The organism is Microtetraspora malaysiensis (genome assembly GCF_050947145.1).
GTDB lineage: Bacteria > Actinomycetota > Actinomycetes > Streptosporangiales > Streptosporangiaceae > Microtetraspora_A > Microtetraspora_A malaysiensis.
In genome coordinates this window covers 5,278,919-5,304,076 of the sequence record NZ_CP191998.1, presented here as the reverse complement: position 1 = coordinate 5,304,076, position 25,158 = coordinate 5,278,919, and the positions used below count along the sequence as shown (strand labels likewise).

Sequence of the window (25,158 nt, the reverse complement as noted above, 5' to 3'; positions counted from 1 at the left end):
TGTGGCTCAGCCGGGAAGGTCGTCTTCTACCCATCCCAGTTTGTCGACGACCTCCATGACCCCGTTGACCCGCCCGGCCATTCGCACCAGGATCCGCGCATCACTGTGACGTTCCATCCGGCCGCCCAGGGTTACGACGCCGTTGGCCACCAGGACGTGGACGCCGGAGGTGTCCGTCCACAGGGCGCTGTCGACGATCTCTTCGCGCACTTCCCGGGCGATGTCGTCGTCGCCGCGGACGAAGACCTTGAGAAGGTCGTGCCGGCTGACGATCCCCTCAAGCCGTCCGTCGTCGTCGACGACGGGCAGTCGCTTCACGCCCTTCTGGCTCATCACCCGGGCGGCGCCCACGACGCTGGTGTACGGCCTGACCGTGACAGCGGGAGCGGTCATCAGTTCGGCCGCGGTGTGTCCGCGGGCCTTCTCCGCCGTGTCCCGCCCGCCGAGGTGTTCCTGGAGTCGCACGCGGAGCGGCGGTTGGTAGCCCTCCTGGTAGAACTGTTCCCTGAACTCCTCCTTGCGCAGCAGGTCGGCCTCCGAGATCACGCCGATGACGTGCCCTTCGCCGTCCACGACGGGGACCGCGCTCACCCCGTGTGTCATCAGCACCTCGGCGACATCTCTGAACGGGGTGCTGCCGTTGACGGACGCCACCTCGCGGGTCATGACATCCCGCACCTTCTTGTGCACGACCGCCTCCCTCCAGTTCAGCTGAGCCGCTGCCGTATGGCGTCGGCCGTCTCGCGGAGCGCCGCCCGGACGGGCGGGGTGACGGGGGCGTCGAGGCCGAAGTCGCCGACCTCGATCCCGAAGACGAGCGGGTGGAACCGCTGCAGGAAATCGCTCGTCGGGCCATCGTCACCTTCGCCGCCGCCGGTCGTATGCATGAGCCGTCATTGGAGGTGATGCCCCTGAACAGGGTGATATCGCCGACGCGGGGGCTTAAATGTGTCAGAAACGCGTTCGCTCAGTCCGTTCGCTGATCGAGCACGTGCTCCGCGATGGCCCGCGCGGCCAGCGCCGGATGGGCGTCGGGGCGGGTCACGGCGTGCGCCAGCACCCCGTCGATGAGCACGAGGAGCTGGTCGGCGCCGAAATCGGGCCCCGGGTGACCATGGCGGCGCAGCTCGGCGGCGAACATGCGATGCAGCTCATCCTTGTATGCGCGGACCTCGGCATGGGCGGGATGAGCAGGGTCGGTGAGGGCGAGCTCGGCCGCCGTGTAGCGGCAGCCGTGGAACGACGGCGTCGTGGTGACCTTCTCCAGCTCGTCGAAGACGGCCAGGATCCGCTCCCGGGGGTTGTCGCCGGCGTCGTCCATCACCCGGCGGTAGCGGGCGTCGATGCCGGCCTCCCGCAGCGTCTGGGCGATCAACCCGTCCTTGCCGCCGAAATGCTGGTAGAGCGAACGCCGGGCGACGTCGGCCCGCTTGAGTATCGCGTCCACTCCGACATGGACGCCCTGCTCGTAGGTCAGATCGCTCGCGGCTTCGAGGAGCCGTTCGCGGGGTCCCGGTCTGCTCATCACGCATCCGATCCTGGCAGGCAGTTGACAGTGGACCACCCATTCTATCTAATTGCTCTCCGCATATACCGATCGTTCTATCTACTGGAGTCGCCATGCCCCGGGCGGGAACCCTGCCCCTCGTGCTGACCGGTGTGTTCATCACGATCCTGGATTTCTTCATCGTCAACGTCGCCATCCCCGCCATCCAGGCCGACCTGGACGCCGGCGCCGCCTCGACCGAGTGGGTCGTCGCCGGGTACGGCCTGGCCTACGGGTCCGGGCTCGTCCTCGGCGGGCGGCTCGGCGACCTCCTCGGCCGGCGTCGCATGTTCACCCTCGGAATGGCCCTCTTCACGCTCGCCTCGATCGCCTGCGGCCTGGCCCCTGACGCCGGCACGCTGGTCGCCGCCCGCCTGGCGCAGGGCCTGGCCGCGGCGGCGCTCACGCCACAGGTGCTCGCCATCCTGCGAACCGTCTACAGCGGCCCCGCCCAGGCCCGGGCCCTCAACGCGTACGCGATGACCATGGGACTGGCCGCCGTCTTCGGCCAGCTCGTCGGCGGCGCGCTGATCCAGGCCGACCTGTTCGGGCTCGGCTGGCGGGCCTGCTTCCTGATCAACGTGCCGATCGGGGTGGCCGCGCTCGCCCTGACCGGCCGGCTGATCCCCGAGAACCGTTCCGGCACGTCCGCACGGCTCGACCTGGGCGGCACCGCCCTCGTCACGCTGGCCCTGGTCGCGATTCTGCTGCCGCTGATCGAGGGGCGCGAGCAGGGCTGGCCGCTCTGGACCTGGCTGTCGCTGGCCGCCGCCGTCGCGCTCTTCGCCGCCTACGGCCGGCGACGGCACGAGTCGCCCCTGATCGACCTGACCCTGTTCCGCGAGCGGGCCTTCACCGCCGGCCTGCTCACCCAACTGGCCTTCACCATGGGCATGGCCGCCTACTTCCTGATCTTCGCCCTGTACGTCCAGGGAGGCGTCGGGCTGGACGCACTGCAGGCCGGCCTGCTCTTCGCGCCGATCGGCGCGGGCTACCTGGCGGCCTCCCTGCTCGCGCCCAGGTTCGTCGCGCGGCTCGGCCGCCAGGCGATCGCCCTGGGCGGGCTGGTCAGGGCCGCCGGCCTGGCGGTGCTGCTCGTCATGGTGGCCGCGGAAGCGGCGGTCGGATGCCTGGTGCCCGCGCTGGTCGTCGACGGGTTCGGCATGGGGCTGGCGCTCGCGCCGATCATGAGCACCGTGCTGGCCAGGGTCGCGCCGCACCACGCCGGGTCGGCGGCCGGCGTGCTCACGACGACCCAGCAGGTCGGGTCGGCGCTCGGCGTCGGCATCGTCGGGATCGTGTTCTACGGCAGCCTGCCGGACGGCGCGGGCCAGGCGTTCCAGCACGGGCTGATCTATCTGATCGCCGTCGCGCTGGCCATCGCCGGGCTCGTCCAGCTGCTGCCGCGCGCCGTCGGCGACAGCACCCGTGTCGACGCGGCCGCGAAGGAGCGCGTCGCATGACAGACCCGAACGAGCTGGGGCGCCGCATCCCTTAGGTGGGGTGTCCGCGAACCTTGGCGGAGGTTTCGGCGCCCACGCCGACCCCGACGGAAATCCCGATGCTTTCGGAGAATTTGTCGCCATGCGCGGCGGTGATCTCTACTACTCTGGGCGGCCGGGTCGTTCGGTCCCCGTTTCGTCTGCTCCGGAGCACGCCTCGATGAACTGGCTCTATGTCGTGGGGATCGTCGTCTTCTTCCTGGGGTTGATGTTCTCCATCGCGCTGCACGAGATCGGCCACCTCGTGCCCGCGAAGATCTTCGGCGTGCGGGTGACCCAGTACATGGTCGGCTTCGGTCCGACCGCCTGGTCACGGCGCAAGGGCGAGACCGATGAGGAGGCCTGCCGTGCAAGCGCTGGAACGGCTGCGTGAGCTCTGTCTCGCCCTGCCGGAGACCACGGAACGGCTCAGCCACGGTGAGCCGACGTGGTTCGTCAGGGACAAGAAGATGTTCGTGATGTTCGCCGACCATCACCATGACGACCGGCTGGCGTTCTGGTGCGCGGCCGCTCCCGGCGCGCAGGAGGAGCTTCTGCGAGAAGACCCCGAGCGGTTCTTCCGGCCGCCGTATGTGGGGCATCGCGGGTGGGTCGGCGTCTATCTGGACGTTCCCGACCTCGACTGGGACGAAATGGGGGAGATCGTGACCGACGCCTACCGGCAGATCGCCCCCAAGACACTCGTCGCCCGCCTGCCATGAACGGGCAGGGGGCAGGCGAAGGGGAAGACCTCCACGGGCGTCGGCAGCGTGACGTGGGCGCTACACACCTGCGGGATGCGGCGGCGCGGACAAAGCGGGTGAATCCAGCCCACCTGCGCCATCCGAGGCGTGTGAAACCATACGGCCGTGCCAAACGATGCTGTCCATGGGGGTTCCAGCCAGTTCGCCGCTCGTCTCGTGGCCACCGCCGTCGCTCCGCTCGACCCCGCGACGGCGGACGGCCCACAGGTGCTGCACTGGCCTGGGCGCAGGCTGCTGGTGCAGCGTGGGGACACCGAGCTGGCCGTCCGTGACCTGGACGGGCAGGGGAGGGAGGTCCGCTTCCCCGCGCCCTGGCCCCGCCGGTACGGCTCGGTGACAGTCTCTCCCACGGGTGATCTCGCCGTGTTCGCCGGCGTGCACGCGTTACGAGCCGTGGAGTCGACCGGCGCCGTGCGGTGGGAGGTCCGGCACGGTTGTTGGTCCGCCGCCGTGTGCACCGAGGCCCATGCCTCGTTCTCCGAGTATGCCGACGACTACCACCACAGCCACGCGGACAGCGGCTCGGCGGCATTCTCCTCGGACGGCAAGCTCTTCTGGGCCCACATCCGCAACCACGCCGGGTGCGACACCAAGGAGGAGTGGTTGATCCTCGACCCCGCCGACGGCACGGTGCTGACCCGGGCCGAGACGATGACCGTGGGATCGGGCTCCGGCCACTTCCCCCATCCGAACCCGGCGTACATGGGGCTAACGGTCGGCGAGGGCGAAGAGGACTCGCCCGTGCTGTGGGGACACTGGGATGGATCGAGGCTCACTGTCCAGCGGTTCGTCGAGGAGGTCCTCCTCGCCGTGAGCCCGTCCGGTGAGTACTTCCTGACCACGGATCTGGGGCAGTGGTCCCTCTACCTGCACCGGGCGGAGGATGGCATCGAACTGCGGCATCTGGACGCCGAGGGAGCCGTGCCGCCTCCCTCAAGCGAGGACGACCGCGTTCGGTGGGACTACGAGGCGGCGTTCCCGTACGACGACACCGCCGTGGTCGGCACCGAGTACCACGCGGACGTCCCCCGTCACTGGCTTGTCGACCCACGCGCGATAGTGGTGCGCGGCCGGATTGCCTACCCCTTCCCCGTCGCAGGATCTCCCCGATCAGCGGGGCAGGCCGCGTGGTACACGGTCTCCAAAGACCAGACCACCCTTCATCTGTGGAACCTGCCGCACCGGGCATGAGTCATCGGGCTCCATGCCCGCTCCGGCCGCCCGAAGCCGCTTCACCGCCCTTATGGGTAAGTTCCGTTCAGGAAGATCGTCGGGAGGCATCCTGGACCGAGCTTGGCGGCTCGGCCACGATGAGGTCATGACGGAGAACGGATCAGCGCGGCGGCCGACGGCGGGTGGAGGAGCCGGCTCGCGCCCGAACTGGGCGGCAGTGAGCGCTCTGGCGGGTGCGGCGGCCGCCGTGGTCGCGCTGGTCGCCTACCTGGCGCCGCCGGACCCGCCTCCGCAGACCCAGACCGACCCCGTAGTCGCCACGCCGGCCCGGCAGCCCTCGTCACCGGAACCGGATCCGGTCACCACCTGGTCCCCACCGCCGGACCCGAGCCCGTCGCCCGAGTCCAGCGCGCCCGAGTCCAGCGCGCCCGAGTCCAGCACGCCCGAGCCGCCGGTGCCCAGCCCAACTCGAGTGGTCTCGGATTCCTCCCCGCTGTCAGCGGTCCCGCCCGGCGGTTGCGACGAGACGGCGACGGCGCTGGCCGCATACCGCCGGAACGCCGGGACCACCCGCAGCAGCCAGGCGGCCGCGGCTCGCCAGACGTACAGCGACCTGATGGGCGCCAGCCTCGACGCGCAAGGAGTGGTGGGGGCGACGATCAGCCGGCTGGCCGCCGAATTCCAGGAGCTGAACTTCCGGCTGACCGGCATGGTCCTCAGCGATCCCAACCAGGTGATCGCGGATATCAACACGGACATGGCCGAGCTCAAGAGGCTGTGCGAATCCAGCTGATCTGACGGCACGGCACAGCCGGACTGGCGCGCGGCGGCCGCGGAGTCCCGCCACACCTTCGGAATCGCATCACGCGGGAGAGCGCCGGACTTGGGTCGTCGAGTGGAGCCGGTGCTCGTTCAGCACCTCCTGGTCGGCGGCGACCTGGATGGTGAGGCGGTGGCGGTGCGCGAAAGGGGCCAGGTCGAGCCGGTCGCCAGTGTGGTGGAGGCGTACGTCTTCCAGGGCAGGCATGCGTGCCAGCGGGCTCAGGTCGGTGACGCGGGGGCAATCAGTGACGCTGAGGATCCGCACGTTCGGCAGTCCGCCAAGGGGCGTGAGGTCCGAGATCGGGAGCCCATGGAGATGCAGGAAACGCAGCTCCCGCTGGCGAGCGAGAACGTCGAAGCCGGTGAGATCTGTCAGGTTCTCCAGTTGGAGCGTGTGCAGGGGCACCGGCGATAGCTCAGCCAGATCGAACGCGCCTGGGACCTCGATGACGTACAGGCGGGCCAGATCGGGGAAGCGATCCGCGATGGCGGCAAGCCCGCCTGTGATGCCGTCCACGTTCATCAGGATTAAGTCGCGGACAAGGGGAGGCAGCATCGTGGGGTCGATCGGCTGGCCCACGCCCATGAGCGCCAGCCGTCTCAAGCCGCTTTGTCTGCTCAGCGGGCGGAGATCCACGGGGTCGTCTGGCCAGTCCGAGAAGCTCAGCGACAATTCGCTCAGCCTGGCGATCTCATCGAGATAGTCCAGGCCGCCCGCTGACAGTACATTTCTCAGTCCGAGGTTCTTCAGCTTGCGCAGCCGCTTCAACGGGGTGGCCTCGAGGAGCTTGGGTGCGTGGAACTGGACATAGAGCTCTTCCAGGTTGTCCAGCGACCCCACCTCCGTCAGGTGCGGAAACGCGGCGTGGTAGATCTCCAGACTTCGCAACTCGGACGTGCCACGGAGGAAGGCGAGGTCGGGGACCGGGCAGGCCCCGTCGATCGCCAGATGCCGTGCCCGCCGCAGGTACGGCAGTCCGCGCAACAGGCGCGGGCTGTTGAGGTAGACCCGCTCGGACAGTGGCGCATCGGCCAGGACGTGGCGGGCATACCGCACCGCGTCGAAGTACTTCCAGCCGGCGATGAGCTGCTTCTGGACGGGAGGACGTCCGTCCGCGGCATAGTGGGCAAGCTTGTCCAGGGCTCCGGTCCCGTTGATCAGCCAGGTCGTGCGGACCACCATGGCGGCCTGGTTGCCCGAAAGGTGCGACAGATCATCGGGTAGCCGCTTCAGCACCTCCTCGCCCACAGCCGCCAGCAGCCGGGCCTCCTCCTCGTTCCTGGGTGGGATGACGGACTCCAGGCACGCCTCCACCCGGTCTCCCAAATCGAGCGGGATCTCCTGGATGGTCTCCAAACACGAGGCCACCAGGAGCCGCAGCCGGCGGGCGTACCGCCCACCCTGGTCGGCCCGATCCAGCAGGCCGGCCAGCAGCTCCCTGCGCAGCCCGCCGGTCGCATGGCCGGCGGTCATCACCACGACCGCACGCCACTGGTCCAGGTGCGCCCGCTCGACCGCGAGCTCGACGTCCTCGTCCTCCACAAGCTGTCCCGCGGCCAGGTATTCCTGCACCGTTCGGTGCGCGAAGTCCACGCGTCCCGGTATCGGCTCGCGCAGGACGCCGCTCCTCCGGAGGAGGTGTTCCAGCACGGCCTCGGCCGGGTACGGCATCCGCGTCATCGCCCGCAGCTTCTGTTCGATCCGCTTCCGGGCGGTGGCCTTGGACAGTTCCGAACGCCCCAGCGACACCAGCCGCCAGGCCAGGTCCCGCAGGATCCAGACCTTCTGCTCGGGATCGAGCGCCACCTCGTCCTCGATGCCGCGCTCGGCGTCCCGCCGCTCCAGCAGCAACGCCAGCACCGCCTCGTACAGCCCCATCCGGCTGCGGGGCAGGTGCCTGCGCCGGTCGAGGTTGAGCGCGCACAGCATCGCGGCCAGCAGCGGAGTGGACGCCAGCATGCGCAGGTGCGGGTTGCTCTCCAGGCGGGCCAGCAACGAGCCCTCGTACTCCTCCAGTTCGTCGGCCTCGCACGGCAGGCTCGGACAGCCGCGCATGGCCATGTGCCACTGCCGTACCAGCTCACGGAGGTCCTCGGCCGCCATCGGCTCCAGCAGCGCCGAGGAGAATCCCTCATCTGCCAGCCAGGTGGCCTCCGCCGCCGTAGGCCGGGAGGTGACCACCACGCGCAGCGCCGGGTACAGCAGGAGCAGGCGGGTCAGCCACTGCCGTACGGCGGAGCGGTGCTTCACCAGGAGTTCGTCCACGCCGTCCACCAACAGCAGGCCGCGGCCGGATGCCAGCACCCGTTCGACCCAGTTGCGCGGCATCTGGCCCGCGACCTCCAGGGCCATGTCGTCCAGGAAGGACTCCGGCGGCGGGAACCTGCCCTCGGAATGGCTGCGCAGCTTGATGACGAAGGGCACGCAGCCGTTCCAGTCGGCCAGGTCGCCCGCGAATCCGCCGCGCGCGGCCGTCACCGCCAGCCAGCGCAGCAGGGTGCTCTTCCCGGAGCCGGCGTCCCCCCGCACCAGAGTCAGGCGCGAGCGGCCGAGTGCCGACTCGATGCGGTGCGTACCGTCCCTGGACTCGGCGTGCTCCCTGAGCGAGGCGAACTCCAGCGGACCCGACTGCCCCCTCGGCCTGCGCTCGCCTGTGGAGACGCTGAGGCTGATGTAGGCGACGCTGAGCGAGGTACGCGGCCGGAAGTTCTCCACCCGCACGCCGAAGAGCTCCACCTCGTCCAGCGTCCGGCTGGCGAACGCGAGGTAGCGGTGTTCGAAGGCGACGTCGTCCTGGCTGCCTTCCGGCGCGTCCAGGGAACGCACCGGCATCCGGGCCAGCAGCCGCTCCATGGACTCGGCCAGCCCGCTCAGCCGGGTCAGGCTTTCGGTCGCGGCCCGCGGCAGGAACTGCGGTAGCGCCCGCACCATGCCGACCAGGCACTCCACGCACTCGGCCAGCAGGATCGTGAACAGCCGGTCCTCGGCCGCACCGAGCTTCGGCGCGGGCATCGCCGCCGTGATCCGCTCAGTCAGAGCGGCCGGGTCCGCGTCGGTGGCCAGCAGCGCCGTGTCGGTCAGGTCCGCCGCGCGGAGTGCGTCGACCACCTCGAACAGAACGGCCGAGCGCGCGTCGGCGTCGAGCCCGCGGAACTCCCGTTCCAGCAGATCGCCGAGCCGGTCCTCGACGGCCAGTGCCACCCCGGTGATCTGATGCTCGAGTTTGCGTCGGACAACCCGGTCCCGGAAGCTGACCCGGATCAGCTCGGTGAGGTCGGCCTTGCGATCCCGGTCAGCCGCCCTGATGGTGAGCCACTCGCGGACGGCCCGCTCGGCGATCGCCTTACCCGCACCCGCCACCGCCGCCTCGATGCCTGGCATGTCCACTCCCGTCATCGCGTATCGCAAAGATCCTGCCTTGGCGGGGCATGCCGGTGTAGTACTTTCAGACAGCTCCAGGACGGTGTCCGGATTCTCGAGGAGTTGCTGGATAGAAGCGCTTCGCCGGCCTTGTGGTCATGGGTGATGATGAGTCAATGCCGCGCATCGAGACACCGTTGGGGCCATGGGAGGCGGCGCCGCTGGATGCGGTTGTCGCGCTGTTTCAGAAGCTCGCTGCCCCGTGGTGGGTGAGCGGCGGGTACGCGATCGAACTGGCGGTCGGCCGCTCTTTCCGTGAGCACGCAGACGTGGACATCAATGTCCTGCGCCGCGATCAGACGGCGGTACGCGCGTTGCTGGCCGACTGGGATGTGCACGCGGCCGATCCGCCGGGACAGCTGCGGCCGTGGCCGGTCGGCGAACCGCTGCCGGCCCATGTCCACGACATCTGGGTGCGTGAGCACCCGGGCGGACCGTGGCGATTCCAGCTGATGCTCGACGAGGCCGACGGCGACGAGTGGGTCTATCGGCGTGACGCGCGCATCCGCCGCCCGCTCGCCTCGGTCAGCATCTCCACGCAGGGCTTCCTCCGCCTCGCCCCGGAGATCCAACTGCTGTTCAAGGCCAGGGCCACACGCCCCAAGGACGAACTGGACTTCGAGCAGGTGCTGCCCTATCTGACCCGGGAGCAGGCGGCCTGGCTGCGCGAGGCGTTGGCGACCGAGCATGGCCGGCACCCGTGGCAGGAACGACTCGGTACCTGACCCGCCACCCAGGTCAGGCCGTATACCGGGCCACCGCGACCGCCCAGGCGATGTACACACCATTGACCGCCAGCCGCGCCAGCGCGCCGGCGGGTCGGTCCAGCTTCCGGGGCCGGTCCGCCCGCGCATGCCACAGCGCGTCCACATGGGACACCAGATAGCCGGTGATGAGGGCGGCGGCGGCCCAGCTCCCGGCTGATCGGCTGGCCGGGACCAGCACCAGCGCACCCACAACGATCTCCGCCGCTCCCGTGGCGGCCACGAGCAGACCCGCCCGGCCCAGCCACGCGGGAACCAGCGTCCGGAAGTATCCGGGGACCACAAAGTGCGCGACGCCCGTCACGATGAGGAAGATTGCCAAGCAAACTGCACCGATAGTGTTCATGGCGCGATGATTCCGACATTCCGTGCCTGGGTGCTTGAACAAAACGATCGCCGCATCGTCTACGCCTCCGGCGCCGAGGCGACGATGTTCGCCGAGACACGTGCGTTCGGCGTTACCCGTCACCGGCTGCCCGCGTGGAAGGTCGTGCTGCCGATCGGCGGCCACGCCGAACTCCTCCACCCCGGACAGCCCAAGGTGACCGCGGCCGGGCTGATCGTCCCGCCCCAGCTCGCCCACGCCTGTGCGGCGACCTCGCCCTACGTCGCGTTGTTCGTCGACTCCTGGCTGCTGCCCCCCACCCCGGAGCCGATCCGGCTCGACACCGCCGAGGTCCGCCGCCTTGTCGCCGCGCTCGGCGCCGCCGACGAGGGCGGTCCCGGCACCGCCGCGGACCTGGCCTCCGGCTACCTTGAGCTACGCACTCTCACCCAGGCTCCACCCCCGCTGGACCCGAGAGTGGCGCACGCCGTCCGGCTGTCCAGCCGTCCCGAGCCGGACATCACCGCCATCGCCGCCGAGGTCGGCCTGTCAGCCCCACGGCTACGCGCCCTCGTCCGGCAGACCGTGGGCATCCCGCTCACTCGCCTTCGCCAATGGGCACGGCTTCGCGCCGCGATCGCCGAGCTCCCCGGTACCACCGCGGCCATGGCCGCCGCCACCGCGGGCTTCGCCGACCAAGCCCATCTCGCCCGTACGGCGCGCGGCCTCGTCGGGCGCACGCCCGCCTCCCTGCACGCCACAGCGCTCAACAGATCCTGATCATGGCGATCTACGGGCGGATTCTCGCAATGATCCAGGTCAGGAGTGCTCGTGGTGAACGAGCAGCATGAACGTCCGGGCGTAGGACATCCCGTCGGCCGGCCGGGGCCAGTCGAGATGGGCCAGCACCCGTGAGGCCGCCTCGTGGTGGACGCCGTCGACGCGTACCTCGGCCGTCTCATCCGATCCGTCGGCACCGTGGCCGCCGCCGAAGAACGCTGGATCATGCCAGGGCGGCAGCGATTCGCCGGCGGAGCAGGGCCTCGTGGGCGGGGTCGGTGCACAGTGTCATGGTCAGCCCGGAGTCGGCGGCCTCGGCCAGGACGGCCAGTAAGGTGGCGAACTGGTCGGGGGGCTCGACGGCGAGCAGTTCCTCGGCGTACTCCACGATCAGGGTGACCTTCCCCGCGCGCGTCGCGTCCCGCAGGGAGTCGGTGAGGGCGTCCCAGTTGCGGCCGAAGTACTCAGGGAAGCGCAGGGCCCGCGCCACCTCCTCGAAGAAGGCGGCACGGGTCCGGCACGCTCGCCCGTCGACGATCGCCGGCGCCGGATCGGTGGTCACCGTCAGCCAACGCGGCAGCGGACGTGCGCCTGTCATGGGAGGTCCTAGAGCCTGTAGAAGTCGGTGTAGTGGTTCGGCGAGAACCAGACCGCGCCGGTGCTGCGGTTGACGACGATCCGGTACGCGTCGCGCGCGGCGCCCTGCGCCCGGGAGTACACGTCGTACTCGTAGTAGGTGGCGCCGCTGGGGAGCTGACCCTCACGGTTGTAGAAGCGTCCGCCAGTGTAGTTGTACTTGCCGTCCGGCCAGGAGTACCACCCACTGCTGGTGGGGTACCCCTTGGCGGCCCAGATCGAGCCGGCCGAACGTGCGTCGGAGCATCGGGAGATGGTGCAGGAGCCGTAGACCGACGCGTTGGCGGGGGAGATGCCCACCGCGCCGGTCAGGGACGCGATGGCGGCGAGCACGATGGCGAGCCGGACCGGCCAGGAAGGTCGGCGGCGCTGGGGAGTGTGCACGAAGCCTCCTTACGGGAGATGCGACACGGGCCGACAACCGTCAGGATCACCGCTCACCTCGTATTAATAAAGACGAAAGCCACCAAAGGGATGGTGAACTCTCCGCCTCGACGACCTCCGCACGCTTGATGACGGGCGCCGGACCAAGCTGGTTACCCTCATTGCGATCGCGGTCTGGCGATGTCCGGGCGTTTCGGCCGATCGCATGCCGACCGCCCCGCGGCGGGACACTGGTACGGACCGGCCGAGGATCAGATGATGAACTGGTATTGACCGGTTGTGATTAGGGTGATCTCATATGGGCAATCCGGTGCGCATTTATGCGCATTCGGGCGGTTATGTGCACTCAGAGGAGACCGTGTGCCCCCCAGCCGTCCCTTAGCCGTGACCCTCGCCGCATCCCTTCTGCTCATCAGCCCCGTCAACGCCGCCACGGCCGCCGAAGCCGAGACCACCCCCGTCGCCGTGGCCCCCACGGCTCAGCAGGCGAAAGCCCGATCCGACGGGTTCCCCGTCGCCCCCGTCGTCGGATTGGTCCGTACCAGTGGCGGCGACCAGTACGCCGAGGCCCACGTGCGGCAGACGCTCGCCGACGCGGGCGTGAAGCGGGTCGTCGCCACCGACGGCGACGACCCGCACACCCCGGTCACGATCTACCTGGGCGGCGGCGACGCCGCACTCGACGGGCTCGGCGTGAAGAACGCCGATGGCCTGCCGGCCGAGGGGTACGTGCTCGCGGCCGGGCACAGCGGAGGGCACAAGGTCATCGTGCTCGACGGCGTGGACGCCGACGGCACCTACTACGCCGCTCTCTCCCTGCGCCAGCTCATCGAGCGTCGCCAGGGCGCCGACTGGATGCCGGGCGTGGAGGTGCGCGACTGGCCCACGATGCGCTACCGCGGCTCCATCGAGGGCTTCTACGGCACCCCCTGGTCGCACCAGGACCGTCTGGACCACCTGAGCTATCTCGGCGCGCACAAGATGAACACCTACGAATACGCGCCCAAGGACGACCCCTACCATCGCGACAAGTGGCGCGATCCGTATCCGCCGGACAAGCTTGCCCAGCTCGGAGAGCTGATCACCCGCGCCCGCGAGAACCACGTCGACTTCACCTTCGCCCTGTCGCCAGGTCTGTCGATCTGCTACACGAGCCAGCAGGACGTGCAGGCGCTGCTGGCCAAGTTCGAGGCCGTCTACGCGCTCGGCGGGCGCTCGTTCACCATCCCGATGGACGACATCGACGCCGGCCGCTGGAGCTGCGAGGGCGACCGGGCCAAGTACGGCAACCCCGGCGGGGCCGGAGCCGGGCGGGCCCAGAGCGAGCTGATCAACGCCGCCCAGGCGTGGGCCACGGCCAAGGGCGACGTGGCGCCACTGCAGATGGTGCCGACGGAGTACTACGACGCCTCCGAGTCGCCGTACAAGAAGGCGCTGCGCGAGGTCCTCGACCCGAAGGTCGTTGTGCACTGGACCGGCATGGGCGTCGTCCCCGCGACGATCACCAAGGCTCAGGCGGCCACGGCCAGACAGGTCTTCGGCCACGAGATTCTCGTCTGGGACAACTACCCGGTCAATGACTACAACCCGGGCCGCCTGTCCATGGCCGACTACGCCGGGCGCGAGCCCGGACTGTCCGAGCACCTGGCGGGGATCATCTCCAACCCGATGAATCAGGCCGCGGTAAGCAAGATCGCCCTGTACTCCTTCGCTGACTTCGGATGGAACGACCCGGTCTACGACGCCAAGGCGTCCTGGCTGCGCGCCCTGGACGAGGTGGCCTCCGGCTCGGACAAGCTCGTCTCCGCGCTACGCGATGTGGCCGACCTGAGCAGCTACGACGGCACCGTCCACCACAAGCAGGCCCCGGCACTGGCCGCCGCGGTCGAGGAGTTCTGGCCTGCCTGGCGCGACGGGAAACCCACCACGCTGCGCGCCTACGCCGAGCGCCTGCTGGCCGCCCCCGCCACCATCGCCGCCGGGGTGAAGGACCAGCCATTCCTGGAGGAGGCCAAATCCTGGCTGAATGCCACCGAGCTGTGGGCCAAGGCCATGCTCAAGGCCCTCGACGTCCTCGACGTGGTCCGGGCGGGCGACGGCACCGCCGCGGTCGGGGCGCGGCAGGATGCGCTCGACCTCATCGCGGCGGCCAAGGCCATCCGCGACCCGCGCGCCCCACACTCCACGACGTTCCCCCGCATCGGCGACGGCGTCCTCGACCGCTTCATCACCCAGGCCCTGGGCGAACTGGACCGCTGGATCGGCGTGGTCGCCGACCGGCCGGCCGCGTCCAGCACGCTGGGGACGTATGCCGACAACACCCCCGACCGCATGGTCGACGGCGACCTCGACACCTTCTACTGGAGCAACAACGCCCCAGGCGCCGGTGACGCGGTGAGCGTCGACCTCGGGGCGATCAAGTCCATCGGCGACGTGGCCGTTCTCATGGGCAAGCCGGGCAGCCCCAACGACTTCATCCACGACGGCGTCCTGGAGTACTCCACCGACGGCGTCGCCTGGACCGGTCTCGCCACCGGCACCACCGCCGAGGTAAAGGCGACCGCCCCGGCCGGGGCGCGCGCCCGCTACGTCCGCTACCGCGCGACCGGCGGTAGCGACTACTGGCTCGTGGTGCGGGAGTTCCAGGTGGCCACCCTCGGCGACGACGTCACCCGGCTCACCGTCAGTGGCAGCCCGGCGGGCGCGAACCCGCAGGCGGCGGCCGACGGCAACCTCAGCACCGCCTGGACCGCCTCCGACGCTCCGGCCGCCGGGGACGCCCTGCAGGTGACGCTCTCCAAAGAGCGCCTGATCGACCGGGTGATCGTCCTCGGCACCGGCGAGGCCGAGGTGCAGGTCAGGACCGGAGGCCAGTGGCAGCCGATCGGCAAGCTGGCCGGGCCGTACACCGAACTCGATCCCGCTGACGTGACCGCCGACGCGATCAGGCTGGCGTGGACGGCAGGGAGCGCCGCGCCGAAGATCGCCGAGATCGTGCCCAGGTACGGCGACGTGCCGGCGGCGGTGCTCTCGGCCGCTCCCGCCGCGCTGGACGCGATGATCGGGAAGGAGACGACGCTCACGCTCAGCGCCACGAGCCGGCGCGCCGCCGCCGTCACCGGCGCGCTGTCGGTCAAGGGCCCGGCCGGGTGGAAGCTCCCGGCCGACCGCGAGATGACGCTGCCGCGCGGCGGCGAGCTGATCGCGCCCGTCGCCTTCACCCCCACGGGTTCCGGCACGCTGGAGATCTCCTTCGCCGGGGTGACGACCACGGTCGCGGTCACGGCCCACCGGGCGGTGGCCGAGGCCAACCTCGCCAAGGGGCGGCCGGTCACGGCCTCCAGCGTCGAGGGTGGAACCGCCTTCGCGGCGGGGAACGCGGTCGACGGCGACCTGGCCACCCGCTGGTCGTCCGCCTATACCGACGCCGAGTGGCTGACGATTGACCTCGGCTCCGCGGTGGACGTGGGCAAGGTGGTCCTGCGCTGGGAGGACGCGTACGGCACGGCCTACCGGGTGGAGTCGTCGGCCGACGGCCGCACCTGGGTTCCGCTGGCCGAGGTGACCGACGGCGACGGCGGCGTGGACGAGATCTGGATCGACCAGGCCAACTCCACCCGCCACCTGCGCGTGCAGGGCGTCAAACGAGCGCTGGCGTGGGGCTACTCGCTGTGGGAGGTGGAGGTACACGCAGCCGCCTGATCTACCGGCGCCGGCCGCGGTCGATCAGATGATCGTGGCCGGCGCCGTGCCCGCCGTCGTGCGCGATCGCGTCCCAAACGGAGGGCTCTGCCCAGGCCCCGCGTTCGCGCGGTCAGACCAGACGGGACGGAGGAGTGGCGTGGGGGGTGGGGCGCGATCCGGTCTCCGTGGCAGGAGGCGTCGAACGCAGCAGCCGCAGGACCGCCGCGCAGACGAGGTAGGTGATCAGCGCGACTGCCGGCATTCCGGACACGGTCGGAGCGGTGCTCGGCCACAGGCTGTTGGAGAGCAAGGCGAAGGCGACCCCGGCGAACCCCGCCATGGCCAGCCACAGCCGGAAGACCTGACAGGACGCCAGGCGGGCCAGGTCGGCCGGCGTCCGGAGTGAGAGCGAGAGCCGGCGGCGCCGTCGGGCGCCGCGCATCTCGATCGGGCCGAAGATCGCGACGAGCAGCGTGAGGACGGCGCTGAACATGACCAGCAACGGGATCCTCCAGGCCAGCCACGCGGCCGATCCGGCCTCCGGAGTCGGGAGCACGCCCGCCACGTCCAGCGCGGCGGCGAGCAGGATCGCGGCGGAGATGTGCCAGAGGAAGATCGTCATGATCACCGAGTTGACGGCGACCACGGCCATCCACCGCCGGGTGTGCCGCAACCATCGCTCGGCCCGATCCCGCAGCAGCAGCGCCACCCCGAGTTGGGCGGTGGCGACCGCCAGCAGAGCCAGGCTGGGTGGGGACATGTTGTGCAGCCGCTCGCCGGGCACGTCGATCATGCTGATCGGGTAGGGGCCGACGAGGGTGAGCAGGAGCAGCGTGCCGGTCCCGGCGAGCAGCAGCGGCACGGCGACGCGAGGGCGAGCCGGCAACGACCCGTCCCGCCAGGCGAAGCCCATCTGGTGGATCGCCAGCCAGCCGAACAGGAAGTTGCCGTTACCCCAGAAGCCATGGCCGAGGAGCCGGGCCACATCGCCGACGGCGACGAGCCCCACCAGCACCGACGGGACGGCGAGTCCGTACCGGCGGTGGAGGGCGTACATCGGCGGGGTGAGCGCGACCACGATCAGGTAGACCACGAGGAACCACAACGGGATCGAGGCGAGCCAGACCACCATGCGAACCCGGGCGGGGTCGGCGTCGAACAGGCGGGCTGCCAACGCGCCGCCTCCCAGCACCAGCACCAGGGCCGTGGTCGGCGGGATCAGCCGGCCGCTCCGCTTGATCAGCCACTCGGCGGCCTTCCCTCCGCGGCGTCGCTCCGCGGCCAGGGAGACGGCGTTCGCGTACCCGCCGACGAAGAAGAACACGGGCATCACTTGGACCAGCCAGGTGAGCGGCTGCGCCCACGGCAGGTCCGGCAGCGCCGACCTGCCGGTCAGCTCGCCGTGCTCGTCGTAGCCGACGACCGTCGCCAGCCAGTGCCCGAGGACCACGGCGACGATCGACACGGCTCGCAGCAGGTCGATGAACCGCTCCCGCGACGGCGGCGTCTGTTCCGCGAGCCGCCGGACCTCTCGCAACGCGGTGCCCATGTCCTGCCTGTTCCCCCGCAGAGGTGGAGGTATCGGCAGACGGAAGTCCTGCGGCGTCGGGCGCGGAGTCGACGTGGAGGGGCGTCGCGGTCGTCGGGAAAGATCGGGCGGGAGCGATAGAGTCGGGCCTCATGCCAGAAATGCCGCGTGTGCTTGTTGTACAGAACGATCCGGACGGAGGCCCCGGGCGGTTCGGGGAATGGCTGGACGCCGCCGGGGTCGCCGTCGACGTGGTCACCGCCTTCGACGGGTCCGCCCTCCCGTCGCGGCTGGAGCACGACGGCCTGATCGTGCTCGGCGGCGGTTACCTGCCGGACGACGACGAGAAGGCGCCCTGGCTGCCGGCCACCCGCGCCCTCGTCGATCAGGCACTCGCCCGGTCGGTGCCGTTCTTCGGCATCTGCCTCGGCGGGCAGATGCTGGCCGCGGTCGGCGGCGGGAAGGTCCAGGGCGACGCCGGGGCGCCCGAGCGCGGCAGCACGTCCATCACCATGAGGGTCGAGACGGCGGACGACGTGGTCTTCGGCGGGCTGCCCGCCGCTGTCCCGGCGATCGAGAACCACATCGACGCCATCACGGCTCTGCCGCCGGGCGCGGTCTGGCTGGCCGAGACCGAACGTTGCCCCTACCAGGCCTTCCGGCTGGGCGACCGTGCCTGGGGTGTGCAGTTCCACCCTGAGGCGAGGCCCGAACGCATCCAGCAGTGGGACGTCGAGAACATTCGCCGGCAAGGTCTCGATCTCGACGAGCTGTACGCCGCCGCCGTGACCGACGACCCGCTCTCGCGGGCCACCTGGAGTGAGGTGGCCTCCCGGTTCGCCACCGTGGTCAAAGACGGACGTCCCTAGTTGTACTGACCACGAGCGCTGTTGACAGTTCCGCTTGATCAAGGCGAAGACCTCCGGTGTGGTGGAGGGGGCCAGGCTCCCCACCACACACGGAGGTCTTCGTGTCCCACGCGGCCGGGGCTCAGGGGGCGTACGGCTGGTCGCCGGTGCGGGCTTCGGCGGTGACCTTCAGAGCGCGTAGCCACGCTTCGAGGCCCTCGCCGAGGATCTTGGTGGCGCCGGGAACGTCCGCTTCGGCCTGGGCGCCGGTCCAGGTTTCCTCGGTGTGCACGCGCACGCCGCCCTTGACCTTGGTGAAGGTCCACAGGTGTACGCCCTGGTCGATGCGCACCCCCTCACCGATCGCGGGTCCGCTCCACAGGATGCAGGTGTCGCGCTGGACCTGCCGGACGGTTGAAGTGATGTTCATGCTGGTGGCGGGGGTCGTGGGAGTGGGAGGCGCCGGGGTGGTCCACCGGAACCGCGAGCCCTTGCGGAGGGGGCCGGGGTCGAGGCGGCTCACGGTGAGGACGGGGGACTGCCAGGCCGGCCAGCGTTCCACGTCGGTCTGCAGGGTGAAGATGGCGCTCAGCGGCGCCTTGATCGCGATGTCGGACCGGTAGCGGATGCGAGCGGTGGTGTCGACGCCCTCACCGTGGCACTGGGGCTGACCACCGTGGGTCGGTCGGGGCGCGGCCTGCGCGGCCGGGATGTTGCCCGCGAGGACGCCGGCGACGGCGAGCGCGATCGTGAGCGTGGTGAGGCGAGCGCGGGTCCGGGGGCGGATGGCTCGGGTGTGCGTGCGGCGGGTCTGGGATCGCTGACCGGTGGGAATCGACGGGCCGTTGCCGGACATGGTGCTCGCTTTCGTTCTGGGGGACAGGGAACGGACGCTCGGGCGCCCCGGATGGCTGTTCGGGATGGGTGGCGCTGCTGTGGGTGGCGCCGTGCGTTACGGGATCAGCACGACCTTTCCGGCGACGGTGCCGGATTCGGCCAGCCGCAGGGCGTCGGCGGCGCGGGTGAGGGGCAGCCGGGCGGCGATCCGGACGGTGATGTCCCCGCGCTGGAGGGCGGCGAAGACCTGGGTGAGGTCAGTACGCAGCCGGGCCCGGAACCGGTTCTTGGCCAGGGCTCGTCCGGCCCAGATGTTGAAGAAGTAGGCGCGTCGCCGGTTGGGCAGGGCGTGCCACAGCCAGACCCGGCCGAGCAGTTTGAGTACGGGCCACTGCTTGGACCCCTCGTCGTCGCGGGTGGAGGCGGTGCCGTAGGAGACGAGCGTGCCGCCGGGGGCCAGGAGGCGCCAGGAATCGACGATGCCGGGGCCGCCGACGTGGTCGAAGACGGCGTCCACCCCGCCGGGGGCGAGCTCGCGGACCCGCGCGGCGACGTGGCCGGTGCGGTAGTCGATGGGGGTGACACCCTGGTCCCGCAGGGCGTCGTGGTGGCGGGCGGAGGCCGTGCCGATGACCTTCACGCCCGCGGCGTGGGCGAGTTGGACCAGGATCGAGCCGACGCCGCCGCCCGCGCCGTGCACCAGGATGGTCTGCCCGGCGCGGACGCGGGCCTTGCGGTGCAGCATCTGCCAGGCGGTGATGCCGTTGACGACGAGGGTCTCCGCCTCTGCCGCGCCGATCCCGTCGGGGACCGGCACCACGTCCGCGGCGTCGACGAGCACGTGGTTGGCCCAGCCGCCGACCTTGACCAGCGCGGCGACCCGGGTGCCGGCCAGGGCGGGCTCGACGCCCTCGCCGGTGGCCAGCACCGTGCCGACGAGGTCGTAGCCGGGCACGAACGGGAACGCCGGCTGGTCGTAGTAGCGGCCGCGGCGCATCTGCTGCTCGGCGAAGGAGACGCCCGTCGCCTCCATGCGGATGAGGACCTGGCCCGGGCCTGCGGCGGGGACGTCTCCGTGCCGGATCCGCAGCCCTTCCGGCTCGACCTTGCCCGGCAGGACGACCTCGACGAGTCCTTCGGCGTTCATGTCGACCTCCACTGCGCTCAGGCGTTGGTTACCTGTCTTCGCGTTCATTAGAGCCTCTAACTCCTCGTCATGGGGGAGGTGCGCGTTCGGTGCGGGGGGCGTGGCGGCGCACTCCTTCGGCGCCGGCTGCGGGCTCGAAGAATGGCCACGACGATCAGCTAGAACGTCATGCTTACGTTAGAAGTTATAACTAGACGAGAAGGGGAGTGTCAATAGGGTTCGTGATACCCTCTAACTAAATCTTCACGATGTAGCTTCAGTGGCGGGGAAGGTGGCCGGGTCATGGCGGAGCGGGACACGATGACCCCTCGCGAGCGCTACCGGACTCAGGTGCGCGCGGAGATCAAGGAACGCGCGTGGGAACAGATCACCACGACAGGGGCGTCCGCGCTCTCCCTCAATGCGATCGCCAAGCAGATGGGCATGAGCGGACCCGCGCTCTACCGCTACTACGACGGCCGCGACGCACTGATCACCGAGCTCGTCAGGGACGCCTACCGAAGCCTCGCCGACACTCTTCGCTCAGCCTCCGCCGCAGGTGCCGACCTGGCCGTGCTGGCGCACACCCTGCGTGCCTGGGCGCTGGAGGACCCCCAGCGGTACCTCCTCATCTACGGCACCCCCGTGCCCGGCTACCACGCGCCCGACGACATCACGCGCATCTCGTCCGAGACCATGGCGATGCTGCTCGACGCCTCCGCGGCGCTCGCCTCGGACGGTCCCGCGACGCCGTTCGACGGACACCTGGCAGACCACCGCGACTGGGCGGACGGCCACCCCGCCCCGCCCGCGGTCCTGCACCGGGCCCTGAGCTTCTGGACCCGGCTGCACGGTGTCCTGTCCCTGGAGCTCGCCGGCCACTTCACCGGAATGGGATTCGACCCGGCCCTGCTCTTCGCGGCCGAACTGGACGACCTGCTGGCGCACTGAGCGCCTCGGCTACCGAGGCGCTCGGCACGTCACCCACGCGGATCCCACCACGGTCGATCGGGGTCGCCGCCTCAACCGACCGTGGTTCAACCGATCACCCTGTCAGCGCGGCCGTCATCCCGGCTCGGGACGCAGCGGAAAGTGACAGGCGACCTGATGCAGGTCGCCCGCCAGCGGCGGCTCCGTCTCGCAAATCTGCTCGGCGATGGGACACCGTGTCCGGAACCGGCACCCGGTGGGCGGGTTCAGCGCGCTGGGCAGTTCACCCCGGATGGTGATGTTCTCGCGCGGCGCGGCGCGTCCTGGGGCGGCGGAGGGGACGGCGTCGATGAGCGCCTGGGTGTAGGGGTGCCGGGCGGCCCTGACCACGTCGTGGGCCGGGCCGACTTCGACAAGCTTGCCGAGGTACATGACGCCGATCCGGTCCGCCATGTAGTCCACGACGGACAGGTCGTGGCTGATGAACACGTACGCCAGGCCGAGTTCGTGCTGCAGGTCGCGCATGAGGTTGAGCACCTGGGCCTGGATCGACACGTCGAGCGCGCTCACCGGTTCGTCGCCGACGATCAGCCGGGGCTGCAGGGCCAGTGCCCGGGCCAGCCCGAGCCGTTGCAACTGGCCGCCGGAGAATTCATGGGGATAACGCTCCAGGACCCGTCGCGACAATCCCACCTGGTCGAGCAGCGCCGTGATGCGGGCCCGGCGCGCGGACGGGTCGCCCACCTGCTGGATCTCCAACGGTTCGGCGAGGATGGCGTCGACGCGCATGCGCGGGTTCATGGCCGCGTAGCTGTCTTGGAACATCAGCTGGACCTGCCGATGCGTCCGCCGGCGTTCGCGGCGGCTCAGCGTGGCGATGTCGGTCCCGTCGAGGACGATCTGCCCGTCGGTCGGCTTCTCCAAGCCGACCACCAGGCGGCCCACGGTGGACTTGCCGCACCCGGACTCGCCCACCAGCCCGAAGGTCTCGCCCGGGCGCACCTCGAACGAGACCCCCGCGACGGCGCTCACCTGCCCGGACGCCCGCCGCAGCAGCCCGCCGGTCGTCGCCCCGTAGTCCTTGACCAGACCGCGGACCGACAGGATCGGCTCCGGGGCCGCCTCGGGCGCCTCCGCGGGCAGGGGCACCGGGACGGCCCGGACAGTTGTGGCAGTGGTCGTCGCGGTGACCGGGTGCAGGCACGCGTACCGGTGCTCGCCGGCCGACAGGGGCACCTCGGTCGTATGGCATTCCGGCGCGGCGAATCGGCAGCGCGGGGCGAAGCGGCACCCGTCCAGGGGCCGGGACAGGTCCGGCGGCAGGCCGGGAATGCTGTAGAGGCGCTTGGGCGCGCCGGTCTCGTGGGTCACCGACTCGGGAAGCGACTCCATGAGCGCCTCGGTGTAGCGGTGCCGGGGTGAGGTGAAGAGCTGCGTGGTCGGGGCGGTCTCCACCACACGGCCGGCGTACATGACGGCGACACGGTCGGCGCGGCCGGCGATCACCCCCAGATCGTGGGTGACGAGGATGACGGCCATCCCGAACTCTTCACGCAGGTCGTCGATGAGCTCGAGGATCTGACGCTGCGTGGTCACGTCGAGCGCCGTCGTCGGCTCGTCGGCGATGAGGAGGCGCGGGGAGCAGATGAGCGCCATGGCGATGACCACCCGCTGGCGCATCCCGCCGGAAAGCTGGTGGGGATAGTCGTCGACGATCTTGTCTGGGCGCGGCATCCCGACCCGGCGCAGCATCTCGATGGCTCGCGCGCGGGCCTCCGCCTTACCGACGCCCTCGTGTACGCGCAGCGGCTCGGCGACCTGCGTCCCGATGCGCATCGTCGGGTTGAGCGAGGTGAGCGGGTCCTGGAACACCATGCCCATGCGGACGCCGCGGATCCGGCGCACCTCGTCCGGCGGCAGGGACCGCAGGTCGCGCCCCTCGAAGAGGATCTCTCCGCCGACCACGCTGCCGCCGGAGGGCAGCAGGCCCATGACCGACAGCGCGGTCATCGTCTTGCCGCTGCCGGACTCGCCCACGATGCCGAGGGTCTCTCCCGGCCGGACCTCCAGGTTGACATCGTCGAGGGCGTGGACGGTGCCGCGACGCAGCGCGATGTCGGTGCTCAGGTGACGCAGCCGCAGCAGCGGCCGGCTCTCTCCGCTGTCACCGGGCGCTTCGTCGTGCGGGGCCGTGTCGATTGGTGCGCTCATTAATCCTGCTCCTGCTAGCGTCGCCGGAGGCGGACCTCGAAGGCGTCCCTCAGCCCGTCGCCGATGAAATTGAAGGCGAGGACGATGAGGATGATGGCGATTCCGGGTGGATAGAGCAGCCACCAGTGGCCGCTGAACGTGTCGGCGAGACCGTCGGAGAGCATCCCACCCCAGTTGGCCGCCGGTGGGGGAACGCCGAGGCCGAGGAACGACAGGTAGGCGACGTAGAGGATCGCGTCGGCGACCTGGAAGGTCGCGTTGACGATCACGGTCCCGATGGCGTTGGGGATGATGTGCCGTCGCACCGCACGTCCACCGGTCCCGCCCATCGAACGCATGGCCTGGATGTACTCGCGGGAGCGCAGCGACAGCGCCTCGCCGCGCACGAGCCGGGCCGGCCCGAGCCAGGCGAAGGCTCCGATGATGACGATGAGCATCGACACGCTCGGCGTGACGATGGCGGCCAAGAGCATGAACAGGAACAGCGACGGGATCGACATCATCGCGTCGACGAGCCGCATCATCGCCGCGTCCACCCACCCGCCGGCGAAACCGGCGATGGCCCCCCACACCGTTCCCACGATGGTGGCGAGGATTCCCGCCGCGAGCCCGACGATGATGGAGGTCTGCCCGCCGAGCATGAGACGCCCGAGCTGGTCGTAGCCGACCCCGTCGGTTCCCAGCGGGTGTCCGTCCGTGCCCGGGGAAAGATGCACGGCGGCGAGATCGGTGTGCACCTGGTCGGTGTGGTAGAAGAGCGGTCCGAGGAAGCAGACCGCGGCGAGGACCACGAACATGGCCAGGCCCACCAGCGCCAGCCGGTTCTCGCAGAAGACCTCCACCCCTTGGCGCCACAGGCCCCGGACGGGCGTCTCGTCCGGCTGCGGCGACGTTCCTTCGGAATTGCCGGTTGTCTCAGCCGGTGTGGTCACGACGCGCTCCTTCGGAGGCGGACCCTGGGGTCGACGGCGGCGTAGAGCACGTCGGCCAGCAGTGCGCCGAACACGGTCGCGACCGAGATGATCAGGGTGACCCCGAGCAGGATCGGGAAGTCACGCTTCAGGGCGGCCTGCCAGAACAACTGGCCCATGCCGGGGAAGTTGAACAACGACTCCACGACCAGCGCGCCGCTGAACAGCGCGGGCAGATACATCCCGAGCAGCGTGATGACGGGGAACAAACCGTTGCGCAGGGTGTGCAGGACGACGACGCGTCCCTCCGACAGCCCCTTGCTGCGCGCGGTGCGCACGTAGTTCTCATTGAGGTTGTCGACCATGGACGAGCGTACGTACCGCGAGTAGACGGCGACGGTCACGACGGCGAGCGTGACGGTGGGGAGGACGAGGCCGGCCGGGTCGGCGAGTACCTCACCAAGGGTGAATCCCTGCGGTGCCTCCGGCGGCAGGATCGGCCAGACCTGCGAGAAGAGGATGATCATCATCAGGCCAAGGAAGAAGATCGGCGTGGCGTAGGCCAGCAGCGACAAGGAGGTGATGGTGTAGTCGGGCCACCGGTTGCGACGCGTCGCCTGGATGACTCCGAGGGGGATGGCCACGACGATGGCCAGCAGCGTCGACAGCAGCGACAGCACCATGGTCTTGGGCAGCCGCTGGCCGATGGCTTCGGTGACGGACTGGTTGAGCTGGAACGAGTAGCCGAGGTCGCCGTGCAGCAGACGCTGCACATACATCACGTACTGCTGGATCCAGGGGCGGTCGTAGCCCATCTCGTGGTCGAAGGCCGCCAGCTGCTCAAGCGTCGCCTCCTTGCCCAGCGTGGCCCGGGCCGCGCCCCCCGGCAGCAGGTGCAGGATGACGAACGTGATGATCGTGACGAGTACCACGATGACGAGGGCTTGGCCCAGGCGGACGATGAGGTACCGGGCCACGTGGCCCCTC

General features: G+C 70.1%; 23 protein-coding genes and 1 pseudogene. 10 read left to right on the top strand and 14 right to left on the bottom strand.

The annotated features are described in order from the left end of the window. Positions 1 to 6: 6 nt before the first annotated feature. From ACQP1V_RS25160 to ACQP1V_RS25150, 3 genes are all read right to left on the bottom strand, one after another. Positions 7 to 690 carry a CBS domain-containing protein gene (locus ACQP1V_RS25160; RefSeq protein WP_433412296.1) on the bottom strand — a complete coding sequence of 228 codons (684 nt, stop codon included), beginning with the start codon at positions 688 to 690 and terminating at the stop codon, positions 7 to 9. 17 nt (positions 691 to 707) lie between these two features. Further along, positions 708 to 887, bottom strand: a complete 180-nt coding sequence (locus ACQP1V_RS25155; protein WP_433412294.1) for a hypothetical protein — start codon at positions 885 to 887, stop codon at positions 708 to 710. An 80-nt stretch (positions 888 to 967) separates the two neighbouring features. Beyond that, positions 968 to 1,525 (bottom strand): TetR/AcrR family transcriptional regulator, encoded by a 558-nt coding sequence (locus ACQP1V_RS25150; protein ID WP_433412292.1) that lies wholly within the window; start codon positions 1,523 to 1,525, stop codon positions 968 to 970. 95 nt (positions 1,526 to 1,620) lie between these two features. Between ACQP1V_RS25150 and ACQP1V_RS25145 the strand changes: the two genes are divergently transcribed. The 5 genes and pseudogenes from ACQP1V_RS25145 (at position 1,621) to ACQP1V_RS25125 (ending at position 5,757) form a co-directional block, all read left to right on the top strand. Next, positions 1,621 to 3,009 carry an MFS transporter gene (locus ACQP1V_RS25145; protein WP_433412290.1) on the top strand — a complete coding sequence of 463 codons (1,389 nt, stop codon included), beginning with the start codon at positions 1,621 to 1,623 and terminating at the stop codon, positions 3,007 to 3,009. Between the two features lie 199 nt (positions 3,010 to 3,208). Then, positions 3,209 to 3,382, top strand: a pseudogene (locus ACQP1V_RS25140) (site-2 protease family protein); the annotation flags it as partial. A 13-nt stretch (positions 3,383 to 3,395) separates the two neighbouring features. After that, complete coding sequence (locus ACQP1V_RS25135) at positions 3,396 to 3,749, top strand: MmcQ/YjbR family DNA-binding protein (protein ID WP_433412288.1); 354 nt, start codon at positions 3,396 to 3,398, stop codon at positions 3,747 to 3,749. Positions 3,750 to 3,896: 147 nt separating this feature from the next. After that, complete coding sequence (locus ACQP1V_RS25130; RefSeq protein ID WP_433412286.1) at positions 3,897 to 4,982, top strand: hypothetical protein; 1,086 nt, start codon at positions 3,897 to 3,899, stop codon at positions 4,980 to 4,982. 127 nt (positions 4,983 to 5,109) lie between these two features. After that, on the top strand, positions 5,110 to 5,757 hold the full coding sequence (locus ACQP1V_RS25125; RefSeq protein ID WP_433412284.1) for a hypothetical protein: 648 nt from the start codon (positions 5,110 to 5,112) through the stop codon (positions 5,755 to 5,757). Between the two features lie 69 nt (positions 5,758 to 5,826). Here ACQP1V_RS25125 and ACQP1V_RS25120 read toward each other — a convergent pair whose 3' ends face one another. Further along, positions 5,827 to 9,168: an NACHT domain-containing protein gene (locus ACQP1V_RS25120; RefSeq protein WP_433412282.1), complete on the bottom strand. Its 3,342-nt coding sequence runs from the start codon at positions 9,166 to 9,168 to the stop codon at positions 5,827 to 5,829. Between the two features lie 155 nt (positions 9,169 to 9,323). Between ACQP1V_RS25120 and ACQP1V_RS25115 the strand changes: the two genes are divergently transcribed. Next, on the top strand, positions 9,324 to 9,932 hold the full coding sequence (locus ACQP1V_RS25115) for a nucleotidyltransferase domain-containing protein (protein WP_433412280.1): 609 nt from the start codon (positions 9,324 to 9,326) through the stop codon (positions 9,930 to 9,932). A gap of 13 nt (positions 9,933 to 9,945) precedes the next feature. Here ACQP1V_RS25115 and ACQP1V_RS25110 read toward each other — a convergent pair whose 3' ends face one another. Continuing rightward, on the bottom strand, positions 9,946 to 10,293 hold the full coding sequence (locus ACQP1V_RS25110; protein ID WP_285705483.1) for a DoxX family protein: 348 nt from the start codon (positions 10,291 to 10,293) through the stop codon (positions 9,946 to 9,948). A 54-nt stretch (positions 10,294 to 10,347) separates the two neighbouring features. Between ACQP1V_RS25110 and ACQP1V_RS25105 the strand changes: the two genes are divergently transcribed. Further along, positions 10,348 to 11,076, top strand: a complete 729-nt coding sequence (locus ACQP1V_RS25105; protein ID WP_433412277.1) for a helix-turn-helix domain-containing protein — start codon at positions 10,348 to 10,350, stop codon at positions 11,074 to 11,076. Positions 11,077 to 11,115: 39 nt separating this feature from the next. Here ACQP1V_RS25105 and ACQP1V_RS25100 read toward each other — a convergent pair whose 3' ends face one another. From ACQP1V_RS25100 to ACQP1V_RS25090, 3 genes are read right to left on the bottom strand one after another with little or no spacing between them, the layout of a single operon-like run. Continuing rightward, on the bottom strand, positions 11,116 to 11,316 hold the full coding sequence (locus tag ACQP1V_RS25100) for a DUF6348 family protein (protein ID WP_433425933.1): 201 nt from the start codon (positions 11,314 to 11,316) through the stop codon (positions 11,116 to 11,118). Continuing rightward, positions 11,300 to 11,674 carry a barstar family protein gene (locus tag ACQP1V_RS25095; RefSeq protein WP_433412275.1) on the bottom strand — a complete coding sequence of 125 codons (375 nt, stop codon included), beginning with the start codon at positions 11,672 to 11,674 and terminating at the stop codon, positions 11,300 to 11,302. Before ACQP1V_RS25095 ends, ACQP1V_RS25100 begins: the two co-directional genes overlap by 17 nt. An 8-nt stretch (positions 11,675 to 11,682) precedes the next feature. Then, positions 11,683 to 12,096 carry a ribonuclease domain-containing protein gene (locus tag ACQP1V_RS25090; protein ID WP_387416418.1) on the bottom strand — a complete coding sequence of 138 codons (414 nt, stop codon included), beginning with the start codon at positions 12,094 to 12,096 and terminating at the stop codon, positions 11,683 to 11,685. Between the two features lie 384 nt (positions 12,097 to 12,480). On the opposite strand from ACQP1V_RS25090, the gene ACQP1V_RS25085 reads away from it, so the two are divergent. Further along, the gene (locus ACQP1V_RS25085; protein ID WP_433412273.1) at positions 12,481 to 15,798 is read left to right on the top strand and encodes a beta-N-acetylglucosaminidase domain-containing protein; all 3,318 of its coding nucleotides are present in this window, start codon (positions 12,481 to 12,483) and stop codon (positions 15,796 to 15,798) included. 112 nt (positions 15,799 to 15,910) lie between these two features. Here the strand turns inward: ACQP1V_RS25085 and ACQP1V_RS25080 are convergent, their stop codons facing one another. Next, positions 15,911 to 17,329 carry an acyltransferase family protein gene (locus ACQP1V_RS25080; protein WP_433412271.1) on the bottom strand — a complete coding sequence of 473 codons (1,419 nt, stop codon included), beginning with the start codon at positions 17,327 to 17,329 and terminating at the stop codon, positions 15,911 to 15,913. Between the two features lie 140 nt (positions 17,330 to 17,469). Here ACQP1V_RS25080 and ACQP1V_RS25075 point away from each other — a divergent pair, with 140 nt between their 5' ends. Continuing rightward, positions 17,470 to 18,177, top strand: coding sequence for a type 1 glutamine amidotransferase (locus ACQP1V_RS25075; protein WP_433412269.1), 708 nt, complete (start codon positions 17,470 to 17,472; stop codon positions 18,175 to 18,177). Positions 18,178 to 18,298: 121 nt separating this feature from the next. Here ACQP1V_RS25075 and ACQP1V_RS25070 read toward each other — a convergent pair whose 3' ends face one another. Further along, positions 18,299 to 19,012 carry an SRPBCC family protein gene (locus ACQP1V_RS25070; protein WP_433412267.1) on the bottom strand — a complete coding sequence of 238 codons (714 nt, stop codon included), beginning with the start codon at positions 19,010 to 19,012 and terminating at the stop codon, positions 18,299 to 18,301. A 96-nt stretch (positions 19,013 to 19,108) separates the two neighbouring features. Then, entirely contained in the window at positions 19,109 to 20,140 is a 1,032-nt protein-coding gene (locus ACQP1V_RS25065; protein ID WP_433412265.1) for a medium chain dehydrogenase/reductase family protein, read from the bottom strand. A 282-nt stretch (positions 20,141 to 20,422) separates the two neighbouring features. On the opposite strand from ACQP1V_RS25065, the gene ACQP1V_RS25060 reads away from it, so the two are divergent. Beyond that, entirely contained in the window at positions 20,423 to 21,070 is a 648-nt protein-coding gene (locus ACQP1V_RS25060; protein ID WP_433412263.1) for a TetR/AcrR family transcriptional regulator, read from the top strand. Positions 21,071 to 21,184: 114 nt separating this feature from the next. On the opposite strand, the gene ACQP1V_RS25055 is transcribed toward ACQP1V_RS25060, so the two are convergent. The 3 genes from ACQP1V_RS25055 to ACQP1V_RS25045 are packed head-to-tail and all read right to left on the bottom strand — an operon-like array spanning position 21,185 to position 25,148. Beyond that, complete coding sequence (locus ACQP1V_RS25055; protein WP_433412261.1) at positions 21,185 to 23,260, bottom strand: ABC transporter ATP-binding protein; 2,076 nt, start codon at positions 23,258 to 23,260, stop codon at positions 21,185 to 21,187. A gap of 14 nt (positions 23,261 to 23,274) precedes the next feature. Beyond that, positions 23,275 to 24,192, bottom strand: coding sequence for an ABC transporter permease (locus ACQP1V_RS25050; RefSeq protein WP_433412259.1), 918 nt, complete (start codon positions 24,190 to 24,192; stop codon positions 23,275 to 23,277). Beyond that, positions 24,189 to 25,148 (bottom strand): ABC transporter permease, encoded by a 960-nt coding sequence (locus ACQP1V_RS25045; protein WP_067138804.1) that lies wholly within the window; start codon positions 25,146 to 25,148, stop codon positions 24,189 to 24,191. Before ACQP1V_RS25045 ends, ACQP1V_RS25050 begins: the two co-directional genes overlap by 4 nt. Positions 25,149 to 25,158 lie beyond the last annotated feature (10 nt).